The organism is Acinetobacter sp. YH01010 (assembly GCF_013420775.1).
GTDB classification, from domain to species: domain Bacteria; phylum Pseudomonadota; class Gammaproteobacteria; order Pseudomonadales; family Moraxellaceae; genus Acinetobacter; species Acinetobacter amyesii.
Genome location: NZ_VOYF01000001.1, coordinates 156,159 through 172,795, shown reverse-complemented (window position 1 = coordinate 172,795; position 16,637 = coordinate 156,159). Strand labels below are relative to the sequence as shown.

The 16,637-nt window shown below is 39.9% G+C and carries 16 protein-coding genes; 9 read left to right on the top strand and 7 right to left on the bottom strand.

Annotated elements, in window-relative coordinates; all coding sequences use genetic code 11:
- On the top strand, positions 1 to 276 hold the full coding sequence (locus tag FTT77_RS00920; RefSeq protein WP_168379658.1) for an acylphosphatase: 276 nt from the start codon (positions 1 to 3) through the stop codon (positions 274 to 276).
- Positions 277 to 346: 70 nt separating this feature from the next.
- Here FTT77_RS00920 and ruvC read toward each other — a convergent pair whose 3' ends face one another.
- Positions 347 to 892 (bottom strand): crossover junction endodeoxyribonuclease RuvC, encoded by a 546-nt coding sequence (ruvC, locus tag FTT77_RS00915; RefSeq protein ID WP_078189034.1) that lies wholly within the window; start codon positions 890 to 892, stop codon positions 347 to 349.
- A gap of 132 nt (positions 893 to 1,024) precedes the next feature.
- Between ruvC and FTT77_RS00910 the strand changes: the two genes are divergently transcribed.
- Together FTT77_RS00910 and FTT77_RS00905 are read left to right on the top strand one after the other, a co-directional pair.
- The gene (locus tag FTT77_RS00910; RefSeq protein WP_180042143.1) at positions 1,025 to 1,597 is read left to right on the top strand and encodes an FxsA family protein; all 573 of its coding nucleotides are present in this window, start codon (positions 1,025 to 1,027) and stop codon (positions 1,595 to 1,597) included.
- A gap of 145 nt (positions 1,598 to 1,742) precedes the next feature.
- Positions 1,743 to 2,390 (top strand): LysE family transporter, encoded by a 648-nt coding sequence (locus FTT77_RS00905; RefSeq protein ID WP_180003124.1) that lies wholly within the window; start codon positions 1,743 to 1,745, stop codon positions 2,388 to 2,390.
- Between the two features lie 69 nt (positions 2,391 to 2,459).
- On the opposite strand, the gene FTT77_RS00900 is transcribed toward FTT77_RS00905, so the two are convergent.
- From FTT77_RS00900 to ahpF, 3 genes are all read right to left on the bottom strand, one after another.
- Positions 2,460 to 2,654, bottom strand: a complete 195-nt coding sequence (locus tag FTT77_RS00900) for a hypothetical protein (protein ID WP_168379657.1) — start codon at positions 2,652 to 2,654, stop codon at positions 2,460 to 2,462.
- Positions 2,655 to 2,888: 234 nt separating this feature from the next.
- Entirely contained in the window at positions 2,889 to 3,131 is a 243-nt protein-coding gene (locus FTT77_RS00895; RefSeq protein WP_078192893.1) for a hypothetical protein, read from the bottom strand.
- Positions 3,132 to 3,397: 266 nt separating this feature from the next.
- The gene (gene ahpF / locus FTT77_RS00890; protein WP_180108753.1) at positions 3,398 to 4,963 is read right to left on the bottom strand and encodes an alkyl hydroperoxide reductase subunit F; all 1,566 of its coding nucleotides are present in this window, start codon (positions 4,961 to 4,963) and stop codon (positions 3,398 to 3,400) included.
- 283 nt (positions 4,964 to 5,246) lie between these two features.
- On the opposite strand from ahpF, the gene FTT77_RS00885 reads away from it, so the two are divergent.
- Together FTT77_RS00885 and FTT77_RS00880 are read left to right on the top strand one after the other, a co-directional pair.
- Entirely contained in the window at positions 5,247 to 5,465 is a 219-nt protein-coding gene (locus FTT77_RS00885) for a DUF1653 domain-containing protein (protein WP_180010283.1), read from the top strand.
- A 57-nt stretch (positions 5,466 to 5,522) separates the two neighbouring features.
- A complete protein-coding gene (locus FTT77_RS00880; RefSeq protein WP_373685365.1) occupies positions 5,523 to 6,116 on the top strand; it encodes an O-methyltransferase in 594 nt (197 codons plus the stop codon).
- An 85-nt stretch (positions 6,117 to 6,201) separates the two neighbouring features.
- Here the strand turns inward: FTT77_RS00880 and FTT77_RS00875 are convergent, their stop codons facing one another.
- From FTT77_RS00875 to ahpC, 3 genes are all read right to left on the bottom strand, one after another.
- Entirely contained in the window at positions 6,202 to 6,408 is a 207-nt protein-coding gene (locus FTT77_RS00875) for a KTSC domain-containing protein (protein WP_078189026.1), read from the bottom strand.
- A gap of 219 nt (positions 6,409 to 6,627) precedes the next feature.
- On the bottom strand, positions 6,628 to 7,104 hold the full coding sequence (locus FTT77_RS00870) for a hypothetical protein (RefSeq protein WP_180010285.1): 477 nt from the start codon (positions 7,102 to 7,104) through the stop codon (positions 6,628 to 6,630).
- Between the two features lie 291 nt (positions 7,105 to 7,395).
- Positions 7,396 to 7,959 (bottom strand): alkyl hydroperoxide reductase subunit C, encoded by a 564-nt coding sequence (ahpC, locus tag FTT77_RS00865; RefSeq protein WP_005097370.1) that lies wholly within the window; start codon positions 7,957 to 7,959, stop codon positions 7,396 to 7,398.
- Positions 7,960 to 8,473: 514 nt separating this feature from the next.
- Here ahpC and FTT77_RS00860 point away from each other — a divergent pair.
- The 4 genes from FTT77_RS00860 to FTT77_RS00845 all read left to right on the top strand — a co-directional run bounded on the left by FTT77_RS00860 (position 8,474) and on the right by FTT77_RS00845 (position 16,577).
- The gene (locus tag FTT77_RS00860) at positions 8,474 to 12,424 is read left to right on the top strand and encodes a DUF3418 domain-containing protein (RefSeq protein WP_180108752.1); all 3,951 of its coding nucleotides are present in this window, start codon (positions 8,474 to 8,476) and stop codon (positions 12,422 to 12,424) included.
- A 30-nt stretch (positions 12,425 to 12,454) separates the two neighbouring features.
- On the top strand, positions 12,455 to 13,570 hold the full coding sequence (locus FTT77_RS00855) for a beta-ketoacyl-ACP synthase III (RefSeq protein ID WP_180108751.1): 1,116 nt from the start codon (positions 12,455 to 12,457) through the stop codon (positions 13,568 to 13,570).
- 11 nt (positions 13,571 to 13,581) lie between these two features.
- Positions 13,582 to 14,349 (top strand): 1-acyl-sn-glycerol-3-phosphate acyltransferase, encoded by a 768-nt coding sequence (locus tag FTT77_RS00850; protein ID WP_180108750.1) that lies wholly within the window; start codon positions 13,582 to 13,584, stop codon positions 14,347 to 14,349.
- Positions 14,350 to 14,561: 212 nt separating this feature from the next.
- Positions 14,562 to 16,577 carry a hypothetical protein gene (locus FTT77_RS00845; protein ID WP_180007355.1) on the top strand — a complete coding sequence of 672 codons (2,016 nt, stop codon included), beginning with the start codon at positions 14,562 to 14,564 and terminating at the stop codon, positions 16,575 to 16,577.
- Positions 16,578 to 16,637 lie beyond the last annotated feature (60 nt).

Genomic DNA, 16,637 nt, shown 5'->3' with positions numbered 1-16,637 from the left:
ATGCATGCAGTTAAATTGAGAATTCAAGGTAAAGTGCAGGGTGTTGGCTACCGTCGTTGGTTTGAGCAGCAAGCGCTTGCACTCGGTTTAAATGGCTATGTGAAAAATCTAGCGACGGGCGAAGTTGAAGCGCTGATTATAGGAACTGAAGACGCCATTCATAAAATACTGAAACACAGTCTGGTAGGGCCGTTACGAGCAGACGTGACTAAAATCGATCAGCAAGAAATTCCAATGCATGAATTAGACTATAGCGGTTTTAAAATGATTCGCTAAATTTGATCACTAGATTGAGTGGGCTTTTGAAAACAGAATGAATTACTGCGCTATATGATTTGATGATTATTTATCGACGTCGAGTGCTTACACGGCTTCGGCCACGAGCCATACCACCTAAGGCATTCAGTACAGCCATTTTACTCATACTACCAGACGCATGCGCATGACAAATTGCGGCAGCCAAAGCATCGGCTGCATCCTGCTGAGGTTTGATACTTAGGTTCAGAATGCGCATAACCATCATTTGGACTTGTTCTTTATCAGCAGCACCATAGCCGACTACTGATTGTTTAATTTGACGTGCAGTATATTCAGCGACTTGTAAATCTAAATTGGTTAAAGCGGCAATGGCAGCACCACGTGCTTGACCTAATTTTAAGGCCGAGTCAGGGTTTTGAGCCATAAAGACTTGTTCAACCGCAGCTTCAGTAGGCCCGTGAAACTTTACGATACGATCAATACCAGCAAAGATACGTTTTAAGCGTTCAGGCATTTCTGTCGTTTCGGTACGAATGGTGCCAGCATCGACAAAACGTAGTTTAGAACCATCCTTTTCGATGATGCCGTAACCAGTTAAGCGCGACCCAGGGTCAATACCGATAATTAATGACATGTTTGCCCTATTTGCCCTTTAAAAATAAAATAATGCCCATATTGTTACATAAGCGTGTCAAAAAAGCTTGATAGTGATTGAGCAGTTGAACGCAACACCTTAAATTAATTTACTGAGATTTGTTTAATTTTCATGAAATTATTTCTTCTGATTTTAGCAGGCTTGATCCTGGAAGTGTTTGTCTGGATCGGTGTGGGCGACCTCGTCGGCAGCATGTGGTATGTCTTTTTCTGGTTCGTGGCGGCCTTCTTTATAGGGATGAATATTATCCGTAAATATTCATCAGGTCTGATGCCTCAAATGCAGCAAATGCAAGCGGGTCAAATGAGTAATGATCCAGCTTTAACTGGAAATTTACCTAAAATTTTGGCTGGTTTCTTGTTGCTGTTGCCGGGTCTAATCTCAGATATTATGGCACTACTTATTTTGATTCCACCTGTACAAAGTGCCATGAAAGCGGTCATGATGAAAACCATGATGAAGCGTCAGCAAGCCATGATGGAAAAAATGATGGGTGGCATGATGGGCGATATGGGAGGCATGGGCGGTGCTCAAGGTCAGAACCCATTTGCAGATATGATGCGTCAAATGCAAGATATGCAAAATCAGCAATCAGGTCGTGATTCATCCGTTATTGATGGTGAAGCTCGTGAAGTGACGCCAGATGCGAAACAAATTGAACTGAAAGATGTCAATAAAAAATAAGTAACTCAGTATGAAAAGCCGAATGTGTATTCGGCTTTTTTTTGCGTAAATTTTGATACGGCCTAAAAATAAACCTTGTGTTGCCAACAAACAAATTGAACAAGCGATATAATCTTCACGTTTTAATTCAAATGAATCAGCTTGCATGTCACTGTTATTCACCATCTGTGCGCTTCATTTTGTTGCGCAGTTGAGTCCCGGTCCAGATGTATTATTAATTGCTAAAAGTGCAGCATCAACAACGCGTGCAAATACCTTAAAAATTATTGCGGGGATCTCTGTCGGGATTGTGGTGTGGGTCGTTTTAACCTTATTGGGCTTTACGGTTCTGGTTGAGCAATTTCCATGGATACAACAAGTTTTAATGGCTGTTGGTGGATTTTTCTTGGCGAAAATGGGTTGGGCGATGTTTAGTGGTGGGCTTAAAAGTTTAAATCAAACAGCCAATTTAGAAGATGGGCAGGCCTTAAGTCAGCAGAATACTGAAAATTATTTCTTATTAGGTTTATTTACAAATTTAGCCAATCCGAAAACATTGATTTATTTTAGTAGTGTGTTCTCACTGGCGTTGAGTTCATCAGCCAGTAGTAACCTAAAAGCACAGCTTGCTGTCATCATTCCGATTCAAACCTTTATTGTGTTTAGTTTGTTTATGATGATTATGTCTTTGCCTAAAATTAAAGCACTCTACCAACGTTCGGGTAGTTATATTGATGTGGTTTCAGGGGCGTTATTTTTAATTTTTGCGATTTGGCTGTGGTTCGACGCAATTAGAATGTTCAATCTTCAATAGCTGCAAACATATTGCTGTCAGCAAAGCGAAAGCCAAGTATTAAAACTTGGCTTTTTTTATGTCCAAGTTCTATTGCTCTGGATTGGTTTGATCTTGGTCTTTAGACGGTGCTGTATTTGATGGATCTTGTGCAATATCGGTGGTTTCAGCATGATCACGATAACGGTTTGGCTTGAGGGTAGTTTCGGTATTTTCAGAGCCTTTGTATGATCGGCTACGATTGGCGCGTTCACGTAAACCGCCTTTTTTGATTAACTGCACCATCATCTAGAACCTCATTGCTATCGCCATAGTTTAAAGAATTTTCCTCGTGAAGATAAGTAAGCAGGGCGATGCAAGCGCATAAAAAAGCCTGAAATCATTCAGGCTTTCATCATTTTAATTTCTCGCTTTGAATGACTTTAAAGCAACTGGATAATAGCGCTTAAATACGGATTGTCTAATATTTAGGTATTGCCAGCCTGTTCATACGGCTGTATTTGGCTGTTGTAAAAAAGCTTAATTTTTACCATCCTGCTTGAGTACTTCAAAGATGTTAAGTTGGGTTGTCGCTTCAGTATCGTGCTGTTGCAAATACACTTGAACACTCTTAAATAGAATGGCAACAGCCAAACAACTGAGTATGCAAAATATCCAAAAGCCATATGGGCTACGGATATTATGCGAGCCACATTCGGAACATTCTTTATCGCTTGAAGCCAATACTTTATTGCAACAAGCACAGTGATATTGATAGTGCATTGCGTTTCTCCATTTAGTCGAATTTGACCAACATTCTTGTTGTTATTGTCAACCATCAATCCGTGATGATTGTTTTATCTTAATGTGCAAATAAGCTGCTGTACAAGTTTTAAACGGTTTGTTTTGCTCATTATTGTGTAAGTGAAAAGCGTCAGAGAGTTAAATATTTGTTTTATTAATAATTTATAAATGAAACAAGACATGAATTTTCAGTCATAAAAAAAGCCAGTTCGAAAACTGGCTTTTGCTGTTCTGTCTAAATTGAATTATTGACCAGAGCGGATGATGTAATCAAAAGCAGACAATGAAGCTTTCGCGCCTTCACCTGTTGCAATGATGATTTGTTTGTACGGTACTGTTGTACAGTCACCTGCAGCAAATACACCTTTCACATTGGTTTCGTTACGCTCGTTAATTACGATCTCACCACGGTTTGAAAGTTCAACCGCTGTTTCTTTTAAGAAATCAGTATTTGGTAACAAACCGATTTGTACAAAGATACCAGCCAATTCAATCGTTTTGATTTCATCAGTTGCACGGTCTTTGTAGTTCAATGCAGTCACTTGTGAACCATCACCGACCACTTCTGTAGACAATGCATTCATGATCACAGTGGTATTCGGTAAGCTGTTTAACTTGTCTTGAAGGACTTGGTCAGCACGAAGCTTAGTATCAAACTCAACAAGTGTTACATGTTCTACAATACCAGCAAGGTCAATCGCCGCTTCGACACCTGAGTTACCACCACCGATCACTGCAACACGTTTACCTTTAAACAATGGACCGTCACAGTGTGGGCAGTATGCAACACCACGAGTACGGTATTCTTGCTCACCTGGAACATTCATCTCTCTCCAGCGTGCACCTGTTGAAAGAATCACTGTTTTAGATTCAAGTTTTGCACCATTCTCTAAAGTTACTTCAACTAGACCATTGGCTGTTTGATCTGCACCTTTGATGTCTGATACACGTTGCAAGTTCATGATGTCCACACCGTACTCACGTACATGTGCTTCCATTTCAGCAGCAAACTTAGGACCTTGGGTCTTTTGAATCGACGTGAAGTTCTCAATGTCCATAGTATCCATGACCTGACCGCCCATGCGTTCAGCCACGATACCGGTTTTAATACCTTTACGTGCTGCATAGATTGCAGAAGTATTACCTGCAGGGCCACCACCAATCACAAGGACATCAAATGCTTCTTTGGCATTTAGCTTTTCAGCATCTTTTGCAGCAGAGTTGGTGTCTAATTTGGCAATGATTTCTTCCAAGGTCATACGACCTTGACCGATGTGATTGCCGTCTTGGAATACCATCGGTACAGCCATGATTTTGCGTTCTTCCACTTCTTCTTGGAAGAATGCACCATCAATCATGGTTGCAGTTGTGCCAGGGTTGTAAATTGCGATCAAGTTTAGTGCTTGAACTACGTCAGGACAGTTATGGCAGCTGAGTGATACAAATACATCAAAATCAGCTTTAAGACCTAAACCTTTAATGGTATTCAGTACTTCGTCAGAAACTTTCGGTGCATAACCTGAAGTTTGTAGCAAAGCTAGAATCAAAGACGTGAACTCGTGGCCCATCGGTAGACCTGCGAAGAATACGCGTGGTGTTTCACCTGCTTTTGCAATACCAAAGCTTGGCGCACGGCTGTTGTTACCGTCAAAACGTGCAGTCACTAAATCAGATAAAGCAGCAACTTCAGTCACCAATTCTTTAATTTTGTCTGATTTGTCCGTGCCGTTTAAAGTTGCGACGATTTCAATCGGGCCTTCAAGGCGTTCAAGTAAGGTTTTTAATTGAGCAGAAGTATTTTGATCTAACATTGCTAACGTCTCCAGAGGAGTAAATTTATTTGATGAGAGAATGATAGAACAAACCATTAAATAGGTGAAACGGTTTGTTTTTATAAAATTAATCGGTTTTACAAATCAAGTGATTAAATTTCTTTCTAAATCATAAGAATATACCGATGTGAATGCAGTCAATATTGGGCCACTATCGAGAAATACAAGTTAAATAGTGGAAAAATAAACGAATTCATCGCGCTTTAAGCGAGAGAATGCTAGAGTCAACGCAATTGTATTGAGAACTTTTTAAGGAAATGACATGCAGGTTAAGAAAGGGATTTATCAGCATTATAAAGGTCAGTTGTATCAAGTCTTTCATGTTGCAACACATAGTGAAACGCGTGAAAAAGTTGTGGTCTATCAGTGCTTGTATGACGACTATTCCATGTGGGTCAGACCCTTAGAGATGTTTATGGAAACCGTTGAAATTGATGGTGAAGTAATTCCACGTTTTAAGCTGATCCAAGAAACCCACTAAGTAGATATTTAGTACTTCAATTTATAAATATGAATGAAATAGCAAAAGGATAGAATCATAAGCATGGATGCAAATTTTAAAAACTATACGCAACAACTCTATGCAGACTTTAGTGCTCACGATGCTGCGCAAAATCACCGACTTGCGCGTTACCGAAATATTGAGCCTGAGTCTGCACTGTTTTTGGCTATGCAAATTCGCTTAAAACAAGCCAAACAAATCTTGGAAATTGGAACATCTACAGGCTATTCCACGCTGTGGTTAGCAGATGCTGCGCAGTCTACACAAGGGCGGGTCGAAACCATTGAAATTGATGCAGCGCGTATCGAACAAGCTAAACAACATGCGGCAAATTTAAGCTTAGCCGAATACATCGAATTTCATCAGGGCGATGCACTGCATTTTTTACAGCAGTTAAATCAGCGTTATGACTTCATTTTATTAGATGCAGAACGTGATGCATATGTGGCGTATTGGCCATATTTAGCTGAATTGATACAAGCTCAAAGAGGCGTGTTAGTCGTGGACAATGTGCTATCACATGCCAATGAGGTCGCTGAATTTATCCAACGTGTTGAAGCGGATGATCGTTTTATCAGTACGACATTAAATGTGGGTGCAGGGCTTTTTATGGTGAGTTGGCGCAACTAAAAATCAGGGCATTCAGCCCTGATTTGATCGAAAATATTTTTTAATTAATAAAATACTGTTGCTATAGCGCTAAGCTTGTAGCGGTTTAACCCTGTAAGCTTACTCGTGAAAAATGTAGATCATATTCTAGATATTTGTGGACAAATGCCGTTTTATCACTACATCGAAGTAAATTATCATAAATAAAAGGTGAAACTGGATAAAAGAGATCCCCAGAACCATTCGCATAAAATATTTTTAAGTAACGTGAAGAAGAACTGTATTTCCAAGAAGTTACAACAGTTGTTGTCATAAGCCACCCCCTTATTGCGTTGTTATAGTCATACTGCAGTTAAAGGTTTATCTCATTTGAAATTAAGACAAATTCAGGGCGTGGAGTATTGCAGAATTGTTAAAAAATAATGTTTTATCTCACATTTTTTTTCATTTCTTTATCAACTAATTTGATAAAAATAATGCCAGTTCAGAGAAATGCCATAAGCGTCATTCTCCCATATTAGTGTAAGGAGAGTTAAAAACTACGGCATTGTTCTGATTTATTGCCTTTGACTTGGTTGTTGCTGCCATTAATTGAAAAAGCATTTTCAAGACAAATTAAATTACCTGCGATTTCATTATTATTTAGCACAATATTGCCATTATTTTTCTTTAATGTGAGGTCGCCTGAAATTTGGTTATTGAGGAGTTGGATGTTTTTCCCTGTCGTAAAATCGACATTTCCACTGATATTGTTATGATTGGCAATGATCTTAGTAAAATTTTTATTCGATTCAATATTGCCTTTGATGTGGTTGTCATGCAGTTCAACACTGGCGCCATTTTCTAAAATAACGTTGCCATGAACAATTAAACCTTCAAGCTGACAATTTTTTTTGACTTTAATATCTTCACGAATACTTTGGTTTTTAATTTCACCTTCGCAGTTCACGGCAGCAAAAGTCGTAAACGAACATAAAATTAAACTGATCGAGACGAAATATTTTTTCATGGGCTTACATCTTCCTGAAATAAGCAATTGACCTAAAATTCAAGTTAAAAATACTGAAATACCGACAAAGATGTAAGTCTAAACCATCAGGTATGAGGCGCATTTTTATTATATTTGTGTAAGTGCTAAGTTGATGAATATCTATAGATAGATGGAAAGTGCTAGGGCGTTATAGCTGTATGAATAAAGTGTGAACTGCGTAGGGTGTATAGAGGTACATACTCGCCAATAATAGGCATAAAAAAACCACGCTAAAAGCGTGGTTTTTGAATCAGTTCAATCTAATACAGATTAGATTTTACCAACTAGGTCGATTGAAGGAGCAAGAGTTGCGTCGCCTTCTTTCCATTTAGCTGGGCAAACTTCGCCTGGGTGAGCGTGTACGTATTGAGCTGCTTTAACTTTACGAAGAAGTTCTTGAGCATCACGACCGATACCACCAGCGTTGATTTCAACGATTTGGATTTTACCTTCTGGATCGATAACGAAAGTACCACGATCAGCAAGACCGTCAGCTTCGATTAATACGTCAAAGTTTTTAGCAAGAGTCCAGTTCGCATCACCAACCATTACGTATTGGATTTTTTTGATTTCTTCTGAAGAATCGTGCCAAGCTTTGTGAGTGAAATGAGTGTCAGTAGAAACTGAGTAGATTTCAACACCTAGTTTTTGGAATTCTGCATAGTTGTCAGCAAGGTCACCAAGTTCAGTTGGGCAAACGAAAGTGAAGTCAGCTGGGTAGAAGAATACAACAGACCATTTACCTTTAAGATCAGCTTCAGTTACTTCGATGAATTGACCATTTTGGAATGCAGTAGCTTTAAACGGTTTAACTTCAGTATTAATTAAGCTCATCATTGTCTCCATGATTGAGGTTTGTTTTTGATTTCCAATAGGGTACAGAAATTTTTCTTATTGCTGAAATAGTATTTTTACATAACTAATATCGGAAAATCCGAATTAATAGTGATTTACTCATTTCCCAATAGACCAGTATTTCATCTCATTTAACCGCAGTTGTGTGAGGATTAAATGACAGGAACTACCCTAAACGTCCTACACAGACATGAAGTCACACCCCTTAAAATTCAAGGGTAAAATTTAAAAAAAGTGATTTAAATTTTTCTATCGTTGATTTAATCCATCTTTAGGTATGCCGATTCGCTCATCAGCGAAGCATTTCTTTTGTTCAATTAGGCGGATGAAGGGGGATATGGCGAATTCATCCTATTTTTCAGATTTGAGATCTAAACCGCACCACGCCAGTCGCGCCAGATAAATTCACTTCGGGTTTTCAATTGTTGCATTGGGAAATGCGATGAAACCGAGTAGAATATCGGGTTTCATGTAGTTGTAAGGCGTATTCTTGGTGGCGAAAGATTTAAATGTAGATCAGATGGTGATGGCTCGTGATGTTCACCGTTTAAATCGATTGCGTAAGGGAAAAGACGCCAACGAAAAGCAGCATAAAGAACTGTTTGAAAAGTCGAATGCGAAAGTGCGCGAACGGATTGCCCGCATTCCAAATATTAAATTAAATCAAGACTTACCTGTTACGCAGTATGCGGACAAACTAATTGAAGCGATTCAGCAGCATCAAGTGATTATTGTGGCAGGTGAAACCGGTTCGGGTAAAACAACACAATTACCGCAAATTGCCATGCTTGCTGGGCGAGGTTTAACAGGCTTAATTGGCCACACTCAACCCCGTCGACTGGCTGCACGTAGCGTTTCGCAACGTATTGCAGAAGAAGTGGGCGAAAAGCTAGGGGAGTCGATCTCCTTTAAAGTTCGTTTCAATGAACAAGGTTCACAAGATTCAATCGTTCGTTTGATGACTGACGGTATTTTATTGGCTGAACTGGCTAATGACCGATTCTTAAATAAATATGACACGATTATTATCGATGAAGCGCATGAACGTTCGCTGAATATCGACTTCATCATGGGCTATCTCAAACAGCTCTTGCCTCGTCGTAAAGATCTCAAAGTCATTATTACTTCAGCAACTTTAGACGTAAATCGATTCTCGAATTACTTTAATGGGGCACCTATTTTTGAGGTGGAAGGTCGAAGCTTCCCTGTAGAGTTGCGTTATCGTCCGATTTCTGAGCTGAGCATTATCAGTAGTGATGATGATGAATTTGACGATTTTGAAGAAAATTTACCCCGTGCCGTGGTTTCGGCCGTAGAAGAATGTTTTCAAGATGCGCAGGAAAAAGGTCATCCTGAACATGCTGACATTTTGATTTTTGCCAGCACTGAACAAGAAATTCGTGAGTTACAGGAAACACTGCAAAAGTTTGGGCCACATCATACCGAAGTTTTACCTTTATATGCTCGATTGGCTTTGGCAGAACAGCAAAAGATCTTTAATCCATCGGGTGGTGGGCGACGTATTATTATTGCCACCAACGTGGCAGAAACTGCTTTAACTGTACCGAATATTCGCTACGTAATTGATAGTGGCTTTGCACGGATATCCCGTTATAACTATCGTTCACGTGTACAACGTTTACCGATTGAGGCTGTATCGCAAGCGGCAGCAAATCAACGTAAAGGTCGTTGTGGTCGTATCGCACCGGGTGTGTGTATTCGACTGTATTCAGAAGAAGACTTTATGAGTCGTCCTGAATTTACCGAGCCTGAGATTAAACGAACCAACTTGGCCTCGGTTATTTTGCAAATGCAAAGTTTGGGCTTTGGTGAATTAGAAGACTTTGATTTTATTGAGCCGCCAGATCATCGTTTGGTGAATGATGGTCGTAAGCTTTTGATTGAGCTTGGGGCGATGGTTGAGAAAGGGAAAGCCCCTCTTTCGCAAAGAGGGGTTGGGGGAGATTCTATTGAAAGTAATCCCCCTAAATCCCCCTTTACAAAAGGGGGACTTCCTCCGGCGAAGGGTGGTGGTTTAACCAAAATTGGTCAGCAAATGGCGAAAATGCCGATCGACCCACGTCTTGCAAGGATGATTTTGGGTGGAGCGCATTTTGGTGTATTAAATGAAGTCTTGATTATTGTCGCTGCTTTAGCGGTACAAGATCCACGTGAACGTCCTGCGGATAAACAAATGCAGGCCGATCAGAAACATGCTTTGTTCCGTGAAGCTGACTCGGATTTCTTGTTCTATATCAAATTATGGGAAGCTCTAGTCGCTAACCGTGACATGAGTGAAAATAAGCGTCGTACATTTGCACGCAATCATTTCCTCAGTTGGTTACGCCTCCGTGAGTGGAAAAAAACCCATGAGCAATTGGTGGATTTGGCTCAGGGCTTAAAACTGTCCTTTAATGAAAAGAAGGCCAATTATGAAAATCTGCACCGTGCGCTATTAACGGGTTTACTTTCATTTATTGCCAATAAAACCGATGAACGTAACGTGTTCATGGCGGTGCGTCAGCAAAAGGCACGTATTTTCCCTGCATCAACCTTGCATAAAACCAATACACCTTGGGTCATGGCTTTTGAGATGGTTGAAACCTCTCAGGTATATATTCGAACGTTGGCAAAAATTGAACCTGAATGGATTTTGTTGGCTGCAGGCGATTTGTTGAAGCATCATTATTTTGAACCCCATTGGTCCAAAAAATCTGGTGTAGTCAATGCCTATGATCAAATTTCTTTGTTTGGTTTAATTATTGAGCCACGCCGTCAGATTAATTATGAAAAAGTAGATCATCCTGCGGCGCATGAAATTTTCCTACGCGATGCGTTGACGACGGGACATTTGGGTATTACGCCACCGTTCTTAAAACACAATTTATTAAAACTCGAAGAAGTTGAGCGCGTTGAAGATAAACTGCGTCGTCGTGATTTAGTAGTGGATGAAGAAACCATCTACCAATTTTATGCTGCAAAAGTGCCTGAAGAGGTGGCAAGTCGTCGTAGTTTTGAAGACTGGCGTGCAACTGTAGAACCGAAAAATCCACGGCATTTATTTATCGATGATGATGCACTTTGGATGAATGACCGTCCAACGACCCAGCAATTTCCAGACTACCTACGTAATGGTGAACTGCGTTTGGCTGCAAGTTATCGTTTTGACCCAAGTCATGATGAAGATGGCGCAACGGTCAAAATTCCAGTTCAAGCTTTGCCGCAAGTGGATGAAAATATTTGGTCATGGGGTATACCTGGTTGGCGACAAGACCTGATTGAAGCTTTACTTAAAGCATTGCCAAAAGATAAGCGCCGTCATTTGGTGCCAATCCCAGATACAGCGCGTAAATTGATGGATCGTGTCGATGCCGTGCATTTGCGCGAGCATATTTTTAGTTTCTTGGCGTTCCAACTACGTGGTGAGCAAATCACAGATAAGGACTTTTCTTGGGAACGCGTTGAGCAATATCTGCTGCCTTTAATCAAAGTCATTGATGAAAAAGGCCGTGTGATTGAGCAAGGTCGTGACCTAGATGAACTCAAAGCTCGCTGTCGTACTGAAACTCATAGCCCAGTCAAACAGTTAAAAGGTGAGTTTAAAACCTTCCCTGATAATTTTGTGTTCGAAGCATCACAAAAAGTCACGGGTGTGCTGGTGAAACAATACCAAGCGCTTGTTCCAGTCAAAGGCTTTGCGGAGTTGGATGCCAAAGACGAATCTGGTGTGGTGATTCAGACTTTCAATGACCAATTTGAAGCAGTCAAACAACACCGCGAAGGGATCATTCGTTTGGTTCATATGCAGCTGGGGGACTTAGTTCGTCAGTTGAAAAAACAGATTTCTAAACCCTTGGCATTGGCTTATTCACCGCTAGGTGACAAAGCAAAACTAGAGCAAATGTTAGTTTATGCCACACTTCAGCTTGCAATAAATGAGCTACCTGTCAATGTGCAGGAGTACCAAAACCTAATTTTAAATGTAAAGAAATCTTTCTTAACCCATGGGCAGCAAGCGTTAGCCGTTTTAACTGAAACCTATATTCAATGGCAGGATATACGTCGGAAATTGTTGGTTTTAGATGATTCTGTGTTTGGAAAGAACATTGATGACATTGAAGATCAACTCGATTTGATGCAACTTTCAGATTTTGTTTATGGCAAAACTTCCGATGTGTGGCTCGAATTTCCAAGATATTTGAAGGCATTAGTCTTGCGTTTAGACCGCTTGCCAAATAACCTACAAAGGGACAATTCTGCCATTGATCAAGTTGACCCATGGATGGAAAAATTATTTAAGTTTAAAAATGACACTCGCCTTAAAGAATTGTATTTCATGGTTGAGGAGTTACGCATCTCTATTTTCTCTCAACCAATGAAGACCAAGATGCCAATTTCTCCATCCCGCTTGCAAAAAGTATGGGATAAGCTCGGAATCAGTTAAGATATAGGTAATTTCTAAAAGGAGTTTTACATGGGCATCCGCATTACGGGTACAGGTCTTTATCATCCAGAAGACGTAATTACTAACGAAGAGTTAGTTGAAGCTTTAAATGCTTATGTGGAACAGTACAACAGCGACAATGCTGAAAAAATTGAAGCCGGTGAGCTAGAAGCGCGCCGTGGTTCAAGTGCAGAATTTATCGAAAAAGCGTCTGGCGTGAAAGCACGTTATGTTGCTGAAAAAAGCGGTATTTTAGATCCAAAACGTTTACGCCCAGTGTTACATGAGCGTCCAAATGATGAAATTTCGCTACAAGCGGAATGGGGCGTAGCTGCTGCAAAGCAAGCGATGGAAAATGCGGGTGTGACTGCTGAAGACATCGATGTTGTGATCTTGTCATGCTCTAACATTCAACGTGCATATCCAGCCGTTTCAATTGAAATTCAAACTGCGTTGGGTATTCAGGGTTATGCCTATGACATGAACGTTGCATGTTCAGCTGCAACTTTTGGTATCAAGCAAGCCTATGACGCGATCAAATCAGGCGCTCGTCGCGTGTTATTGGTAAACGTTGAGATTACATCTGGGCATACAGATTTCCGTATGCGTGACTGTCACTTCATCTTTGGTGACGTTGCAACGGCTTCGATCATTGAAGAAACTGAAACCAAAGCTGGTTTTGAAGTGTTGGATATTGACCTGTTTACACAGTTCTCAAACAATATTCGTAACAACTTCGGTTACTTAAATATGAGTGAAGTCGATGCTGACATCGACAACAACCGTTTCCGTCAAGACGGTCGTAAAGTATTTAAAGAAGTGTGTCCATTAGTGGCGAAAATGATCACCAAGCAATTGGATGACAATAAAATTGCGGTAACAGATGTAAAACGCTTCTGGTTACACCAAGCAAATGCCAGCATGAATGAATTGATTCTGAAACTGGTTGTGGGTAAAGAACATGCTCAGCCAGACCTTGTACCAATCATTCTTGATGAATTTGCCAATACTTCATCAGCAGGTGTCATTATTGCGTTGCACCGTACAGCAAATGAAGTAAACCATGGCGAATACGGTGTGCTTTGCTCATTTGGTGCAGGCTACTCAGTAGGTTCTGTACTTGTTCAAAAACATGATGCTGCCTAAGGTCAGCACATTTGCAGGTTGAACATGATGCAAAATGGATAAAGCGTTTAAGCGCTTTATCCCGCATGTATTTCACGCCGACCTTTTTTGGCGCTGAATATATTGATGCATCAAAACCTGCAATGTATGTAGGGAATCATACAATTTACGGTGTACTCGATTCACCGTTGATTATTGATTATCTCTACAATGAACATAAAGTGGCTGTGGTCAGTATCGCTGATCATAGCCATTTTTATTTGCCCGGTTGGCGTGGCATGGTCAAAAAGTTCGGTGCAGTCCAAGGCATTCAGGACTATGTCAGAACAGTGATGCAACAAGGTTATTCCATTTTAGTTTTTCCCGGTGGTGGTCGAGAGGTTTTGAAGCGAAAAGGCGAAGCCTATCAACTGATTTGGAAGCAACGTTATGGCTTTTTAAAACTGGCGCAAGAATTTAATTATGATATCGTGCCTTTTGCCGCTTTAGGTGGAGATGAAGTCTTTGAACTGGGTTTTGATGCCAGTGTGATTGTTGAACATCGTTGGTTTAAACAACTATTAAAAATACAAAAAATCGATAAATTATTACGTCATGGTGATGTGATTCCGTCTTTACCCAAGCGTATTATCCCCAAGCGCATTCCATTCTATTTTCAATTTTTACCCCGTCAAAGTTTGAGTCATATTCAGAGTGTGGAGGATTTAAAGCTCTATCGAGAGGCACTACAACAAGATATTTACAATGCGATAGAACAGCTTAAGAAAATCCGTTCAGAACAATATTCTACAGATCAATAATAGTGACTACTCTTCAACTTCATTCATTTTTATTCGTCACAGCTCAAAATTATGGTGAATTTTGTCACAACAATAGCTTTTAGATTTTTTTATTGAACGCCTTTGTATTGACCTTTTGTACAGCTATTCGGCTGATTAATGGCAGTAGTCGGAGCATTAAACTTTGACTATAGTGAAGGTTGAAAAATAATCAACGATCGTTAGGGCGGAAGATGGAAAAGAAAAGCTTGACCCCGCAGCTTGAGCATATTGCTCGGCAACTTATTCGAATATCTCCAAGTTTAAAGCAGTTGTATCAAGAGCAAATGGATCTTGCTACAGCACTCAATTCACAAAATATCTTTAAAATTGAACAAGAGCAGCACCGCATTCAACTGTGTAATGGACTGTGGACCTTACAGCTACAAAGTCGTGAATCGATTGGCTATCAGTTTCCTAGAAGTCCATTTAGACCCATCAAAATTGCTGAATTGCATACGACAGTGCCATGTATTGAAGTAGTAGAAGATTTCTTATTTCATGAATTGTATTTTTTTACTGGCGACCTAAAGCCGCAACATTCACTCTTGCTCAGAGAAAAAGCACAGCAATTTAGACAATTGATCTTACAGTCGATTTTTCAACATCTAAATGGGCCAGCGCGTGTTCAGCAGTTTTTAGCACAGATGACAGCAGTTGAAGCGCAAATTTTTGATCAGCTGATGCAAGAGCAGCAGATTTATCAGACACCGCTATTACAAACGTATATCGAATGCCAAATCTGTCTACCACATTGGTTGATGCAAAAGATTGAGCAGATGTTTGCGCTTCATTCACTTACAGAAGCTGAAATATTGCCGATACAGCTCTTGATGGATAGTTTGGACGAGATTTGTTTTGCTACAGCACAATTTTTAGATCCAACGATTTACCGGATCATGAGTTTGAGTTATGAAGATCGGTTCAATTTACAAGAATTAAATGAACATATAGAAGATATTATTTTGTTGCTCGACCATGCATATGAGCGTCCCAATTTGTTGGGTTTTATTCGTTTGATGCATCGGGATGTTTGGGCAGAGCAGGACATATTAAGCCACAGTAATTTTGTGCAAGCTACAGCAATTTGGCAAAAAAAATGTGGAAAACTCCCTTTACTCGATAACAACCGTGCAGTGCGATGGATGTTCAAGCAGTCAGTCGAAGTGTTGGATTGGCTGAGTCGTAATTTTCAACACAGTAATGTACGAGTGGCTGTGACGGCATTAAGTTTTGTCGATACGCAGCATATTCATCCCGCATTGATTCTTACAACCTTACAACATTTTCAATTTGTTGCAGCGCGCTTATTTATTCAAAATTGTCATACGATTGCGCATGAACATGATTGGTTTAATCATGAAAAAAATCTACAGTTTGTTTTACAGCGAAAATATCAGCAGCATGATGACCATCGTATAGTGATCAGCCCATCGATTTTGTATTTAGATGAGTGGTTGATCTTAATGCGACAGGTGTTAGGCGCAGAGGATCAGGCCATAAAAAAAGTCTATCTACCTTTGAGCCGTATTATGCAGGCCTATCTGCAACATTTAGTACGTTGTACGCAGCAATTACCGCAGGCTTTGATGGATTATATCCGTCCAGAAACCCAAGAAAATCGCCAGTTTTTAAGTATGTTACGACAGCATAAAATTCAACTGCAGGATTTTCGAAATTTATTTTATTTAAAGCATGCTAATTTAAGAGTATCTGTATTTGATGCATATGTGCGTGACTATGTTAGTGCGACTTATTCTACAGGTCATACAGTCCCTAAAAATATTACCTGGAATGGGGTCTTTCATCAGGCGGTGCATTGGCATGCTAAGCAACAAAAGCAAGAAATGTTAACTCAATTAAAGCGTAAATTTGCGACAACAGTCTGGCAGCCATTTACAACAGAAGACAAAATATATTTTCAAGATTGGGTCTTTGAAGAATTAAAAACCATCGATCGAATTATTGATGAATCTATTCACTTTAAACATTGTTTGGCATCAAGTTATAGCGCCAGTATCATTGCAAGAGTATATGTAGCTTTTCATATGTACCATCCCATTTTGCATGTATCGATGACTTTGGGCTGTCATGTGCAAAACCACATTTTGGTTTTTGATCAACTTGAGTATTCAAATAATACCCAAGCAGAAATAGAAAAAGTAAATATCGCCAAAGAATTTTTAAATAGGTTCAATAGCTTAAAGTAAGATTGGCGAAATACGGATTTAGGAAACTGTGTTGTGCGCTTAACTTTTGAGTCAAAAATC

Excerpts from the sequence above, each read along its gene's own strand:
- FTT77_RS00920 (WP_168379658.1), top strand. The coding sequence starts at position 1 with ATGCATGCAGTTAAATTGAGAATTCAAGGTAAAGTGCAGGGTGTTGGC.
- ruvC (WP_078189034.1), bottom strand. The coding sequence starts at position 892 with ATGTCATTAATTATCGGTATTGACCCTGGGTCGCGCTTAACTGGTTAC.
- FTT77_RS00910 (WP_180042143.1), top strand. The coding sequence starts at position 1,025 with ATGAAATTATTTCTTCTGATTTTAGCAGGCTTGATCCTGGAAGTGTTT.
- FTT77_RS00905 (WP_180003124.1), top strand. The coding sequence starts at position 1,743 with ATGTCACTGTTATTCACCATCTGTGCGCTTCATTTTGTTGCGCAGTTG.
- FTT77_RS00900 (WP_168379657.1), bottom strand. The coding sequence starts at position 2,654 with ATGGTGCAGTTAATCAAAAAAGGCGGTTTACGTGAACGCGCCAATCGT.
- FTT77_RS00895 (WP_078192893.1), bottom strand. The coding sequence starts at position 3,131 with ATGCACTATCAATATCACTGTGCTTGTTGCAATAAAGTATTGGCTTCA.
- ahpF (WP_180108753.1), bottom strand. The coding sequence starts at position 4,963 with ATGTTAGATCAAAATACTTCTGCTCAATTAAAAACCTTACTTGAACGC.
- FTT77_RS00885 (WP_180010283.1), top strand. The coding sequence starts at position 5,247 with ATGCAGGTTAAGAAAGGGATTTATCAGCATTATAAAGGTCAGTTGTAT.
- FTT77_RS00875 (WP_078189026.1), bottom strand. The coding sequence starts at position 6,408 with ATGACAACAACTGTTGTAACTTCTTGGAAATACAGTTCTTCTTCACGT.
- FTT77_RS00870 (WP_180010285.1), bottom strand. The coding sequence starts at position 7,104 with ATGAAAAAATATTTCGTCTCGATCAGTTTAATTTTATGTTCGTTTACG.
- ahpC (WP_005097370.1), bottom strand. The coding sequence starts at position 7,959 with ATGAGCTTAATTAATACTGAAGTTAAACCGTTTAAAGCTACTGCATTC.
- FTT77_RS00855 (WP_180108751.1), top strand. The coding sequence starts at position 12,455 with ATGGGCATCCGCATTACGGGTACAGGTCTTTATCATCCAGAAGACGTA.
- FTT77_RS00845 (WP_180007355.1), top strand. The coding sequence starts at position 14,562 with ATGGAAAAGAAAAGCTTGACCCCGCAGCTTGAGCATATTGCTCGGCAA.